Source organism: Anaerotruncus sp. DFI.9.16 (assembly GCF_024461615.1).
Taxonomy (GTDB): domain Bacteria; phylum Bacillota; class Clostridia; order Oscillospirales; family Ruminococcaceae; genus Anaerotruncus; species Anaerotruncus massiliensis.
Window position 1 is genome coordinate 1 of record NZ_JANFZX010000028.1, and the last position, 13,367, is coordinate 13,367.

General features: G+C 65.3%; 8 protein-coding genes and 1 tRNA gene. All 9 read left to right on the forward strand.

All coding sequences use genetic code 11. From position 1 onward, the window contains the following. The first annotated feature begins 269 nt into the window (after positions 1-269). The 9 genes from NE609_RS10990 (at position 270) to NE609_RS11030 (ending at position 13,366) form a co-directional block, all read left to right on the forward strand. Positions 270-491, forward strand: a complete 222-nt coding sequence (locus NE609_RS10990) for a helix-turn-helix domain-containing protein (protein ID WP_199724013.1) — start codon at positions 270-272, stop codon at positions 489-491. Further along, positions 488-2,515 carry a ComEC/Rec2 family competence protein gene (locus NE609_RS10995; RefSeq protein ID WP_256152505.1) on the forward strand — a complete coding sequence of 676 codons (2,028 nt, stop codon included), beginning with the start codon at positions 488-490 and terminating at the stop codon, positions 2,513-2,515. The genes NE609_RS10990 and NE609_RS10995 overlap by 4 nt, the downstream gene beginning before the upstream one ends. 19 nt (positions 2,516-2,534) lie before the next feature. Continuing rightward, the gene (gene holA, locus NE609_RS11000) at positions 2,535-3,575 is read left to right on the forward strand and encodes a DNA polymerase III subunit delta (protein ID WP_256152506.1); all 1,041 of its coding nucleotides are present in this window, start codon (positions 2,535-2,537) and stop codon (positions 3,573-3,575) included. Further along, the gene (locus tag NE609_RS11005) at positions 3,572-4,168 is read left to right on the forward strand and encodes a toprim domain-containing protein (protein ID WP_256152507.1); all 597 of its coding nucleotides are present in this window, start codon (positions 3,572-3,574) and stop codon (positions 4,166-4,168) included. Before holA ends, NE609_RS11005 begins: the two co-directional genes overlap by 4 nt. Positions 4,169-4,202: 34 nt before the next feature. Next, positions 4,203-5,537 carry an MBOAT family O-acyltransferase gene (locus tag NE609_RS11010; protein WP_256152508.1) on the forward strand — a complete coding sequence of 445 codons (1,335 nt, stop codon included), beginning with the start codon at positions 4,203-4,205 and terminating at the stop codon, positions 5,535-5,537. Between the two features lie 36 nt (positions 5,538-5,573). Continuing rightward, a complete protein-coding gene (locus NE609_RS11015; protein WP_256152509.1) occupies positions 5,574-6,701 on the forward strand; it encodes a DHHW family protein in 1,128 nt (375 codons plus the stop codon). Positions 6,702-6,741: 40 nt separating this feature from the next. Further along, positions 6,742-6,828 (forward strand) — tRNA-Leu (locus NE609_RS11020). A gap of 374 nt (positions 6,829-7,202) precedes the next feature. Next, positions 7,203-9,773 (forward strand): EAL domain-containing protein, encoded by a 2,571-nt coding sequence (locus NE609_RS11025; RefSeq protein WP_256152510.1) that lies wholly within the window; start codon positions 7,203-7,205, stop codon positions 9,771-9,773. Beyond that, positions 9,761-13,366, forward strand: a complete 3,606-nt coding sequence (locus NE609_RS11030) for a response regulator (protein ID WP_256152511.1) — start codon at positions 9,761-9,763, stop codon at positions 13,364-13,366. The genes NE609_RS11025 and NE609_RS11030 overlap by 13 nt, the downstream gene beginning before the upstream one ends. The last annotated feature ends 1 nt before the right edge of the window (position 13,367 follow it).

A 13,367-nucleotide genomic window follows, 5' to 3' on the forward strand; every position in this document is an offset into this window, starting at 1 on the left:
CGACTTCTTGGGCGCGCAAGAAGTCGGCCCGCCCGCCGGGGCGGGACCCGGCAATTTCTGCCGCCGCAGGCGGCTCCCCTTAGCCCTCCAAAGGAGGGCGATAAAAAGCCCCTCCGCCCCCCGGGCGGAAAATCCAAAACCGCCGCCGGTCGACTACCGGCAAGCCCTCCGGCCCCTGGGCGGAAGGCGATTAAGATTCGTTATGAGTAAAACTCATAAAACTGCGCCTTTGGCTAGCATCGTGCTATCATACTAGCGAGGTGATCGCCATGTGCTATCCAAGGCTGCGCGCGTTGCGGGAGGAATCCGGTTTGGGACAGGCAGAGACTGCAAGGATGCTGGGCATTGACCGGCGGACCTATGTGCGCTACGAGGAAAAAACGCGGCGCATCCCTCTGCGGATTGCGGTGAAGCTCGCCGCCTTTTACGGCGTGACGATCGACTATCTGGTGGGGCGCAGCGACAGGCGCGCATCCGCCCCGAAGGGATGAACAGGGCGTTCCATATCGGCGGGCTCGTGTGGTTTGCCGCCGTTCTTGCGGTCGGGACGTTCGGCTGGGACCCGCTTATCTGCGCGGGGATCGGGGCCGCTGTCTTTGCCGCGCTGCTCCTGAAAGGCAGGCTGCCGCTGTGGACCTATTCCGCGGCGGCGGCCTTTTGCGCCTGTATGCTCTCGCTGGCGGTTTATCACGCGCTGGCCGTGGAGCCCGCCGCACGTCGGGAGGGGACGCGGCGGGTGCGTGCGGTGGTGACCGACCGCGCGGATTACGGCAGCTACGCCCGGCTGTCCCTCACGGCGGACCGCGAGGGGATGCCCGCGGGCCTTTCGGGCGCGCGGATTCAGGTGAGCGCGCCCGCCGCGCTTGCGGTTGCCCCCGGCGATGTGGTAGAATGGGAGTTAAAGCTGGAGGTCCCCGAAGCGGAACGGGAACGCCTTTGGGCGGACGGCTTCCGCTTCCGGGGGACGGTCTCCGGCGCGCCCGCCGTTGTGGGGGAGCGGCCCGGCGGCCTGCGGGTGGCGCTCGCGGAATACCGCGCGGGCATCCGCCAAAATATCCTGCACGAGCTTCCCAACGAATACGGAGAGCTGCTCGCCACGCTCGTGACGGGCCGTACCGAGGGGCTTTCCCCCGAACTGCGTTACGACTATTCCCGCGCGGGGATTTCCCACCTGCTGGCGGTGTCCGGCCTGCACCTTTCCGTTTTCGTCGCGCTCATCGACGCGCTGCTTGCCGCCTGCTTCCTTTCGCGGCGGCAGCGGGGCATCGCGGAGATCGCGGCCGTCCTCTTCCTCATGGGCCTCACCGGCTTTTCCCATTCGGTCGTGCGCGCGGGCGTCATGCTGATCGTCTGCCGCGCCGCGCTGCTTTGCGGCCGCGATTCCGACACGCTCAATTCCCTCGGGTTTGCCGTCGTCCTGATGCTGCTCTGCAACCCCTACGCCGCGTTCAGCACGGGGCTTCAGCTCTCCTACCTCGCCACAATGGGCATCGCCGCCGCATCCGGCCCGATGGCCGGATGGTTTTCCAAACGCCTGTGCGGGGTCGGCGGCTTCACGCTCGAGGAGACCCGCCCGAAGGCTTACGCGCTCCTCTCAATGCTGTCCGCGACCCTCTGCGCCCAGCTGTTTACCGCGCCGGTGCTCTGCTGGCGGTTCGGCCAGATATCCCTCGTGTCGCCGCTCGTCAACCTGATCGTCGCGCCCGCGGTCCCCTTCGCCCTCGCGGGCGGGCTGCTCTGCGGGTTCGCGGGGTTCCTCCCCGTACTCGCGGTCCCGGCGCGGTTCTTCGGGCTTGTGGGCGGCGTGTCCGTCCGCGCGATCACCGAGACGGCCCAGTGGTGGTCACGGTTCCGGTTTGCAGCCCTGCCGCTTCGCAGCGACTGGCTCGTGCTGTGGATGGGCGCCTGCCTGCTGGGCGGCGCGGTCCTGGCCGCGCTGCGGGTGAAGCCGGCCGTCAGGCGGCAGGCCGCCGCGCTGTCGGCGCTGGCGCTCACGGCGGGCGCGTTTTCCCAGTCGCTGGCGTGGGGGAACACGATGGAGATCGCCCTGCCGGAGAACGGCTCCGCGGTCGCCGTGGCCTATCATGGACAGGGCGCGCTGATCGGCGTTCCCGATTCCCTCTACGAGGCGCGGAACCTGCGCGCCTTCTTCCGCGACCACGGGGTGGAGCGGATCGACCTGCTGGCCGCGCGCCGGGAGGCGGACCTGCTTTCCAACCCCGCGCTGCTCCTTTTGGGGGAGGTGCCCGCCGACGCCGCCTTCGGGCTGGACGGGACCTACGGGTTTTCGGCGGAGCTGTTCGGGTGCGCGGGGCTTGCCGCCGCGGGGTGGGACGCGGAGACCCTGCGGCTCGAGGCGGGAAATCTGCGCATCGTCAAGGAGTTCACCCAGTCCCCGCAGGAGGCGGATCTGCTCGTCAACGCGAAAAACGAGCTGGTCGCCGCGCCCGGCGTGGCGGTCAAAACGAACGACCGGTATTTCGGCAGCGTGGTGGTCACGCTGCGGATTCCATAGAAGAAAGGGGGGGCGCGCCGTGCGCTTCCAGATGGAGAGCGATTTTGCCAAGCATGTCAAGGGTCCCGAGCTCGAGCGGGTCTACCTGCTCCACGGCACCCAGCCCTACCTGATTGCGAACTATGAAAAGCTGCTCGTCAAAAAGGCGCTGGGCGGGGAGTTCAACGACTTCAACCTCCACCGCTTCGAGGGGGACAGCCTCGATTTGCAGGCGTTTTACGACGCGGTGGAGTCGCTGCCCTTCTTTTCGGAGGGGCGGTGCGTGACCCTCGACCTCGACCCGGACAAGCTGGACGCCGGGCAGCTCGACGAGCTGTGCGGGGTGCTGGCGGACCCGCCGCGCACGACGACGGTGGTGATCACCGTCAAGAACCCGCCCGCCAAAAGGGAGAAGCTCGCCAGGCTCGTGAAGGCGTGCGACGGCGCGGGCTGCGTCGTCGAGCTGGGCAGCCGCAGGAGCAGCGACACGCTGCGCTTCCTGCGCGACCGCGCACAGAAAAACGGCTGCGAGCTGGAAAGCGCGGTGGCCTCCTACATGGTCGAGCGGTGCACCGACGACTTGCAGCTGCTCGCCACCGAGCTCGACAAGCTCTGCGCCTATGTGGGCGGAGGCAGGATCGAGCGCGCGGACGTGGACGCGGTCGTGACGACGGTGCTGCAGGCGAAGGTGTTCGACCTCTCCAAGGCGATCCTGCGGGGGCGGTTCGACGCGGCGATGGAACTCGTCGACCAGCTCATCTACCTGCGGGAGCCCGCGGGAAAGGTGCTGGCGGTGCTGTCGGGGGCGTTCTGCGACCTCTACCGCGGCTTTGCGGCGCGGCAGGCGAACGTCCCGGCGGAGCGCGCGGCGGCGGAACTCGGCTACGCCAAAAACCGCACCTTCGCGATCAAGAACGCGATGAGCGACAGCGGCGGCTATACGGCCGGGCAGCTCGGGAAGATGCTGACGCTGCTCGCCGACGCGGACATGCGCCTCAAGAGCACGGGCGGGGACGACCGGGTCGTGCTTGAGGAAACGATCACCAAACTATTTTTACTGACGGGGAAGCGAGCGGGATGATCAAATTAAAGCAGGCGGTGATCGTCGAGGGAAAATACGATAAGGCGAAGCTCTCGTCGCTCGTCGACGCGACGATCGTGACGACCGACGGGTTCGACGTCTTCCGCGACAGGGAAAAGCTCGCCTACATCCGCGCGCTCGCGGAGAAAAACGGCGTGATCATCCTGACCGACTCCGACGCGGCGGGCTTCCGCATCCGCGCGCACATCGCCGGCGCGGTCGACCCCGAAAAGATCACCCACGTGTATATTCCGGACATCTTCGGCAAGGAGCGGCGCAAGGCGCAGCCCTCCGCCGAGGGCAAGCTCGGGGTGGAGGGGATGCCCGCCGGGGTGCTGCTCGACGCGCTGCGGCGCGCGGGCGTGGCCGTGGAGGGGCAGGACGCCCCCGCCCCGGCAAAGCGCGCCGCGCCCGTCACCAAGGCGGATCTCGTCGAGTGGGGGCTGTCCGGCGGGCCGGACAGCGCCGGCAGGCGCCGCCGCGTGCTCGCCGCGCTCGGTCTGCCCGCGCGCATGAACGCCAACGCGATGCTTTCGGCAATCAATGCCCTCTACACCCGCGGGGAGTTCCTCGCCTTCCTGGAGACCCACTGACCCCGCCCAAACCAACGAAAGGGGGTGCGCGGACGTGCATCTCGACAGCCTCTCCTTCGTCTACCTGTTCCTGCCGCTGACGATCGCCGTCTGCCTCATCAGCCCCATGCGCTGGCGCCCGGCGGTCCTGCTCGCCTTTTCCGCCCTCTTTTACTGGTGGCTCGAGGGGGAGAACCTCCTGCTGCTCGCGGGCATCGTCCTCTTCGACTACCTGATGGGCCGCCTGCTTGAACGCGCCTCCAAGATGCCCCGCCTGCGCCGGGGAATCATGATCTGCTCGGCGGTCAAAAGCGTGGCGATCTTTCTGCTCTACGGGGCGCTCGGCCCGGTCTGGGGCGCGCATTTCCCGCTCGGGCTCGGGGTGGTGGCGCTCACCTCCTGCGGCTATGTGATCGACTGCTATTTCGGCTACACCTACGCCGAGCGCAACCTGCCCGCGCTCGCACTGATGAACCTCTTCTTCCCCCGGCTCTACGCCGGGCCGCTCGTCTACCACAACAAGCTCATGCCCCAGGTCAAGGGGATGCGCATGACGCTGGAGCGGGCGGGGGAGGGCGGCAGGCTCTTCCTCGTCGGCCTCGGCAAAAAGGTGATCATCGGGGACGCGGTCTACGAGCTCTACGGCTCGCTGCGCGGGATGCCCGCCCTCAATATGACGGCGCTTTCGGTGTGGACGATGGTGGTGACGCTCGCCTTCTCGGTCTATTTCATCTTCTCCGGCTACTGCGACATGGCCAAGGGGATCGGGCTGGTCTTCGGCGTGGAGCTGCCCGACAACTTCCACTACCCCTACCAGGCGACGAGCGTCAACGACTTTTTCGCCCGCTTCAACATCACCGTCAACCGCTACATCCGCCGCTATGTCTACATCAACCTCGGCGGCGCGCAGGGCAGCGTGATTTCCGGCGTGTTCAACATCCTGCTCGTCACCATCCTGATGGGGCTGTGGTTCGGCGTCAGTTTAAACCTTTTGCTCTGGGGCGTCTACTTCGCGGCGTTCGTCATCTTTGAGCGCTATTTCCTCAGCCGCTATATGGACGGGATTCCCACCCTCTTCCGGTGGCTCTATACCACCCTCGTCGTGCTCGTCTCCTTCGCGTTCTTTTCGGGCGGCACGCCGGGGCAGTCGCTCGGGTTCCTTAAAATGATGTTCGGCGTGGGGGGCTTCGCCACCCTCGAGAGCAGCAAGAGCGTGCTCTACCTGCTCGCCTCCCACTACCTCGTGCTCATTCTGGCGGCGGTCTCCTCGACGGGGCTGGTCGGCTGGTTCGCGGGCCTGTGGAAGAAGCACCTGCCGCGCACCTACGGCGTCGCCTCGGCGGTCTTTACCGCCGCGCTGCTGGTCGTGACGACCGCCTACCTGCTGTAGCGGGCGGCAAAAATTCTCTGAAAGGGGGAACCGCGCATGAGCAAAAAACTTTCGGGCGTCGTCTTTCTGGCGGCGGTCTTCGCGGTGCCGCTCTTTTTGCTGCTGCGCGGCGGCGGACGGCCGCTGTGGGACGCGGTGGCCGGAGAGTCGGGGACGTTTGCGAAGCTCGAGCAGGCGTTCGCGGGGCAGTTCCCCTCCTCCGACGCGCTGCGCCGCCTGCAGGTCTCCCTCAACTATATGGGGGGCGGCAAGGAGCAGAACGGCGTCTTCATCTCGGGGGATTCGCTGACCCTCGACGTGCAGCCCAAGAGCCTGTCGGTCATCAACGACAACACGCTCGCGATGATCGACTTTGCGGACGACTACCAGATTCCCAGCTATGTGATGCTCATCCCGACGGCCTGCGCCGTCCAGCAGGGCAAGGTGCCCTACGACAGCATCGCGCCCCTCTATAACCAGCCGCAGCTCATCGACGACGTTTACCGCCGCGTCTCGGGGCATGTGACGGCGATCAACGTCTACCCGACCCTCTTCAACCACCAGGATGAGTACATCTACTACAACACCGACAACACCACGACGGGGCTGGGCGGCTTCTACATCTACACGGCGGTGGCCAAAAAGCTCGGCCTGCGTCCCCGCGCGCTTGAGGATTTTTCCATCGAGCACATCGACTACGACTATTACGGCGATCTCTACGCGCTCTCCCCCTACCGGGAGGTGTCGCCCGACCGGGTGTCGGTCTACAACTACAACTCCCAGTACCAGCGCAGCTACACCGTCACCCACTACAGCGCCGACGGGACCTCCCGCCGCTACTACACCCTCTACCCGAAATTCAAAAAGGAGCTCGGCGGCACGATGGACATCCCGCTCGGCGGGATCTCCCCGGTGGTCGACATCGACATCGGCAACCCCTCCTACATCAACCGGTTGCTGATTTTCGGCGACCGCTCGGTGCAGAGCTACCTGCCCTTCCTGCTGATCTACTACGAGCAGGTGACCTTTGTGGACACCGCCACCGCCACGCCCGAGCTGCTTCAAAGCCTCAGGCTCGGCCGCTACAACCAGGTGCTCTTTGCCTTTTCGGTGGACAGCTACGTCTCCGCCGACCAGCTCTCCCTGCTCTCCGAGCTGCCCGCGCCGCCGGGCCGCCAGTCTTGACGAATCGGCCCGCTTGGGGTATGATAGGGGGGCGGAATCTGCCGCAGTGGCGGAATCGGCAGACGCAAGGGACTTAAAATCCCTCGGGGGCAACCCCGTGACAGTTCAAGTCTGTTCTGCGGCACCAAATAAAAACAACCAGTCGAAAGGCTGGTTGTTTTTATTTGGTGCCGCATTTCCAGCCTAAGAGCCGCCATGCGGGCGGTTGGCCTCCGAAACGCCTCGCCGCGGCTCCGCCCAGTCTGTTTTTTATAGCATTGCCGGCCGGCAAAACGACAGGTTAGCGAAAGTTACTTATGATTACAATCCAATTTTTTGAAGAGATGGAACAAGAAGGACGACTTAGATAAAATATTCGCCTGTTCGGTCATATTACGCCGAAAAAGATTGCACAAGCCGCCTCCGCCGTGATAGAATGTAAACATCATGTGAACAGAGTAAACGGAGAAGCAGCGGGCGTATGCCCGCGGCCCGGTCCGTGTTGGAGCAAGGGGCAAAGATATGGCTGCACAAAAAACGGTTTTGGTAGTGGAAGACAGCGAGATCAACCGGGCGACGCTCAGCGGGATCCTGTCTTCGGAGTACCGGGTCCTCGAGGCGGGGAACGGGCGGGAGGCGCTCGGCCTTCTGGAGCTGCACGGAGAGGGGATCGCCCTGATCCTGCTGGATATCGTCATGCCCGTCATGGACGGCTACACCTTCCTCTCAATCGTCAAGGCCCACCCCGACTACGCGTCCATCCCGGTCATCGTCACCACGCAGAGCGACAGCGAGGCCGACGAGGTGGCGGCCCTGTCCCACGGCGCCACGGATTTTGTGGCCAAGCCCTATAAGGCGCAGATCATCCTGCACCGCGCCGCCAGCATCATCAGCCTGCGGGAGACCGCCGCCATGATTAACCAGTTCCAGTACGACCGGCTGACCGGCCTGTACAGCAAGGAATACTTTTACCAGCGGGTCCGGGAGACCCTCCGGCAGAATCCGGAAAAGGAGTATGACATCGTCTGCTCCGACATCGACAACTTCAAGCTCATCAACGATATCTTCGGCATCCCGGCGGGGGACCGCCTGCTGCACGACATCGCGGCGCTCTACCGCACGGTCATCGGGGACGCGGGGATCTGCGGAAGGCTCAATGCGGACCAGTTCGCCTGCCTGCTGGAGCGCCGGACGGACTACAGCGATGAGATGTTCGTCCGGGTGAGCGGCGAGGTAAACGCCCTCGCGAACGCCCGGAGCATTGTGATGAAGTGGGGGATCTACACGGTCGAGGACCGCGGCGTCCCGGTCGAGCAGATGTGCGACCGGGCGCTGCTGGCCGCACGCAGCATCAAGGGCCAGTACGGCAAGTACTTCGCCGCCTACGACGACCAGCTGCGGGGCAAGCTGCTGCGGGAGCAGGCCATCATCGACAATATGGAGTCCGCCCTGGCGCAGGGGCAGTTCCAGGTCTACCTCCAGCCCAAATACCGGATCAGGGACAGCCGTCTGGCGGGCGCGGAGGCGCTGGTGCGCTGGGCGCACCCCGAGTGGGGCCTCCAGTCCCCCGCGGAGTTTATCCCCCTCTTCGAGCGCAACGGGTTCATCACCAAGCTGGACCGCTTTGTCTGGGACAGGAGCTGTTCCTTCCTGCGTAAGTGGGACGACGCCGGCCTGCCGTCCATCCCGGTCTCCGTCAACGTGTCCCGGGCGGACATCTATCAGGCGGATATCGCGGAGATCCTGCTGGGAACGGTGCGGAAATACGGACTGGCGCCCGCGCGGCTCCATCTGGAGATCACGGAGAGCGCCTACACCGAGGACCCCAACCAGATCATTGAAACGGCGGGCCGCCTGCGGGAGCTGGGCTTTGTGATCGAAATGGACGACTTCGGGAGTGGGTACTCCTCCCTCAACATGCTCAACCGTCTGCCGATCGACGTGCTGAAGCTGGACATGCGCTTTATCCAGAGCGAGACGGCAAAGCCCGTCGACCAGGGGATCCTGCGCTTTATCATGGATCTGGCGCGCTGGATGGAACTGCATGTGGTGGCCGAGGGCGTGGAGACGCGGGAGCAGCTCGAACGCCTGCGGGAGATCGACTGCGACTATGTGCAGGGCTACTACTTTGTGCGCCCGGTGCCCAGCGAAGAGTTTGAAAAGCTGCTTCGGGAAGAGGGGACCGTCGCGGAGCAGGAGCCGGGCGCCAAACGCCGGCGGCCGGTCTTCCTGGCCGCCGATGAGGATACGGCCTACCGGGATCTGGTGCGGAAGACCTTTGAGGACCTCTTCCAGATCGTGGAGGCCGGGACCGGTCGCGCCGCGCTCGACTGCATCGCGGCGAACCGGGACAAGCTCGCCGCCGTGCTCCTCAGCGCCACGCTGCCGGGGTCGGACGGCTTCTCGGCGCTGGAGGCCGTGAAGCGCAGCCGGGCCGTGTGGAGCACGCCCGTCATCGTCACCGGCCCGCCGGACGCGCTGCTGGAGGAAAAGGCTCTGGAGCTGGGCGCGGAGGAGTACGTGGACAAGCCCCACACCGCCAAGAGCCTGCGCAGGCAGGTGCTGCGGGCGATGGGGACCACCGCCTTCCAGGAGTGGAAGGACTCCCTGCAGGAGGAGGCCTGCCGGGACTACCAGACGGGCCTTCTGAACCGGCGGGGCTTCACCGCCGCCGCGGGCGCGCTGCGGGCGGAGGACCTGCCGCTGGCGGTCTGCCTCTTCGACCTGGACGACCTGAAGAAGACCAACGACACCTTCGGACATGTGGAGGGCGACCGGCTCATTGAGGAGTTTGGCGCGCTCCTGCGCGCGCACACCCGCGAAAACGACATCCTCTCCCGCTACGGCGGGGACGAATTCGTGGTGGTCATGAGGCAGGTGCGCTCCGAGGAGGCGGCGCTGAAGAAGGGCGGGGAGATCTGCCTGGCCGCCCGGAAGATCTGCGCCCCAAAGGGGGCCGCGGCCGCCTGCACCGGGGGGGTCGTGTTCAGCGTCTCGGAGGAGCCGGTGACGGAGCTGATCGCCCGGGCGGACCGGGCGCTCTACCGCGCGAAGGCGGAGGGCAAGGGAAAATGCTGTCTATGGAAAGGGTAAGGGATATGGGCTATCGGGGGACGGCCATGGGGGCCGTGGAGGCGTTCTGCCGCGACTGGTTTGAACGGCGGGACGCGGAGGCGGCGATCGGGTTTTTGTCCGACGCGGTGGATTTCGTGGGCACGGGCGAAGACGAGCTGGCCCGCGGGAAAGAAGAGATGTCCGCTTACCTGCGGGCGGACGTGGGGGAGCTCCGGGAGCCCTTCGCCTGCGCGCTGGAGGCGCTCCACGAACAGATGGCGGCGGAGCATGTCTGCTGCCTGTCCGCGGAGATGACCCTGAAGAATACGCAGTACACCTGGCGGCTTCGCATCTTCTGCACCCTCGTGCGGGAGGACGGCGAAACCTGGCTGGTACGCAGCCTGCATTTCGCGGAGCCGGGCGGCAGCCAGCGGGGGAAGGAGCACTACCCTCAGACCCTGGTGGTGGAGCAGATCGCCAGACAGCGGCAGGAGCTGCTCAACGATTCGCTGCTGGGCGGCATGATGGGCGGGTACATCGAGGAGGGCTTCCCCTTCTACTTCATCAACCGCCAGATGCTCCGCTACCTCGGATATGAGAGCGAGGCGGACTTCGTGGCCGACATCGGCGGGCTGGTCGCCAACTGCATGCACCCGGACGACCGCGGGATGGTGGACGAGCAGGTGGAGGCCCAGCTCGCGGAAAAGGGAGAATACGTCGTCGAGTACCGGATGAAAAAGAAGGACGGCTCCTACATATGGGTCCACGACGCGGGGCGCAGGACGGTCGCGGAGGACGGACGCCCCGCGATCGCGTCGGTCTGCGTCGACATCACCGCGCAGAGGGAGGCGCAGGAGGAGGTCCTGCGCCTTTACAACAACATCCCGGGCGCGGTCTTCCGCTGCCGGTCCGACGCGGATTTCACGGTGATCGAGGCCAACGACGGCCTGTTTGAGTTCATCGGCTACACCCGCGAGGAATTCGCGGCCATGGGGAACCGGATGTCCGCGGTCATCCATCCGGACGATTTCGCCGCGTCGGCCGCCCTGCTGGAGGAGCAGCTTCTGCGGGGGGATACGATCCAGCTGGAGCACCGAATCATCTGCAGGGGCGGCGCCGTCAAGTGGGTTTCCATCAAGGCGCAGCTCTTCCGGGAGCGGGGCGAGGAGCAGTATTTCTACTGCGTCTTCGTGGACGTCACCGACGAGCGGCGCCTCCGCGACCGGGTCCGGGAGCTCTACGAGGAGGAGCTTGCCTATTTTTCCGAGCTTGCCTCGCGGGAGGGCAGCATCCAGGGGACCATCAACGTCTCCCGGGACCGTCTGGAGAGCTACCAGGCCACTCTGGACGTGGCCGTGGCGCATGTGGGGGACACCTACGTGAAGACGATCCAGAACCTCTCCGGGTCCGCCGTGGACGCCGCCTACGGGGCGGAGATCCGCCGGATGCTCGCGCGCGGCAAGGTATTGGAGGACTACGCGGCGGGGAAGGTGGACTACCGCCTGAGCTTCCTGCGCAGGCGCAACGACGGGAGCCTTTTCTGGGGCAGCACGAACCTGCGGACCTGCCTGAACCCCGCCACCGGCGACGTCATCATGTTTTTCTATACGGCGGACGTCACCGAGCAGCGGCTGCAGGAGCAGCTGCTCAACCGGATCGCCGAACTGGACTACGACGTCATCGCCGACATCGACCTGAACAGCGGCGGGTACCGCGTGGCCGCCTGCGGCGGCAAGCGCCCGCTCTCCATCCCGGCGCAGGGGGATTTCCGGGAGGAGGCCCAAAAATCCGCCGAGCGCTGCATGGACGAGGCGGAACGGGCGGAGTTTTTACAGAAGCTCGATTTCGGCTACATCCGGCGGCAGCTTGCCGGACAGGACGCCTACACCTTCGTACTGGAGCTCCGGGAGGCCGGGGAACGGCGGGTCAAGCGGTTCCAGGTCTTCTACATCAGCCGGGAGCTCGGCCGGGTGTGCATGACGCGGGCGGACGTGACCGACGTGGTGCGGCGGGAGCAGAAGCAGAAGGAGGAGCTGGCCGCGGCGCTCGTGGCCGCGGAGCAGGCCAACGCCGTCAAAAGCGACTTTCTCTCCCGCATGAGCCACGAGATCCGCACCCCCATGAACGCGATCATCGGCATGAGCACCATCGCGGCCAATTCGATCGGGGACGACGACCAGGTGGCCGACTGCATCTCCAAAATCGGGATCTCCTCCCGGTTCCTGCTCTCCCTCATCAACGACATCCTGGACATGAGCCGGATCGAGAGCGGCAAGATGCTGATGAAGAGCGAAAAAATTCCCACCGAGGACTTTTTGGGCGGCATCAGCACCATCTGCCACGCGCAGGCGGCCTCCAAGGGGGTGGACTACGAGTGCATCGTGGACCCCGTGCTCGACGACTACTACATCGGGGACGCGATGAAGCTCCAGCAGGTGCTTCTCAACATCCTTTCCAACGCGATCAAGTTCACCGGCGAGGGCGGGAAGGTCACCTTCTCCGCCGCCCAGCGCCGGCGGGCCCAAAACGACGCCGAGCTCCGCTTCATCGTCAACGACACGGGCGTGGGCATGAGCGAGGAGTTCCTCCCCCACATCTACGAGCCCTTTTCGCAGGAGTCCACCGGCACCACCGCCCTCTTCGGCGGCACCGGGCTGGGCCTTGCGATCTCCAAGAACATTGTGGATCTGATGGGAGGGAAGATCACGGCGCGTTCGATCAAGGGGATCGGCACCGAGTTCACCGTCGACGTGAAGCTGGGCATCACCGAGGAGGAGAAGCTCCGCCATAACCAGAAGAAGCACCACAACTTCTCCCACCTCAAGACGCTGGTGGTGGACGACGACGTGGCGGTCTGCGAGAGCGCCGTCGTCACCCTCCACGAGATGGGCGTCATGGCCGAATGGGTCGACAGCGGCCGCAAGGCGGTCGACCGGGTCCGGGAGCTGTGGAGCGGCGGGAAGTATTACGACATGATCCTGATCGACTGGAAGATGCCTGAGATGGACGGGATCGAGACGGCCCGGCAGATCCGCGCCATTGTGGGGACGGAGGTCACGATCATCATCATGACCGCCTACGACTGGATATCGATCGAGCATGAGGCGAAGCTGGCGGGCGTCAACCTGCTCATGAGCAAGCCGATGTTCAAATCCTCCCTGGTCTCCGCCTTCTCCAGGGCGCTCGGGGAGAAGGAGGAGCGGGCGCAGCAACCGGACGGCGCCGATTACGACTTCACCGGCAGGCGGGTGCTGCTGGCGGAGGACAACGCCCTCAACACCGAGGTGGCGGTCATGCTGCTGGAGAGCAAGGGCTTCGCGGTGGAGACGGCGGAAAACGGGCTGCGGGCGATGGAGCTGTTCAGCAAATCCCCAAAAGGGTATTACGACGCGATCCTGATGGACATCCGGATGCCGCTGATGGACGGCCTGACGGCCGCCGGGACCATCCGCCACCTGAGCAACGCCGACGCGGCGACCATTCCGATCATCGCCATGACGGCGAACGCCTTCGACGATGACATCGAAAAGAGCAAGGCCGCCGGGATGGATGCCCACCTGGCCAAGCCGATCGACCCGGACCGGCTCTACCAGACACTCTACGACTTTATTTTCCGGAAACAGGAGGGTTAGG

Coding starts and splice junctions, on each gene's coding strand:
- NE609_RS11030 (WP_256152511.1), top strand. CDS start 9,761: ATGGAAAGGGTAAGGGATATGGGCTATCGGGGGACGGCCATGGGGGCC.
- NE609_RS10995 (WP_256152505.1), top strand. CDS start 488: ATGAACAGGGCGTTCCATATCGGCGGGCTCGTGTGGTTTGCCGCCGTT.
- NE609_RS10990 (WP_199724013.1), top strand. CDS start 270: ATGTGCTATCCAAGGCTGCGCGCGTTGCGGGAGGAATCCGGTTTGGGA.
- NE609_RS11025 (WP_256152510.1), top strand. CDS start 7,203: ATGGCTGCACAAAAAACGGTTTTGGTAGTGGAAGACAGCGAGATCAAC.
- NE609_RS11005 (WP_256152507.1), top strand. CDS start 3,572: ATGATCAAATTAAAGCAGGCGGTGATCGTCGAGGGAAAATACGATAAG.
- NE609_RS11015 (WP_256152509.1), top strand. CDS start 5,574: ATGAGCAAAAAACTTTCGGGCGTCGTCTTTCTGGCGGCGGTCTTCGCG.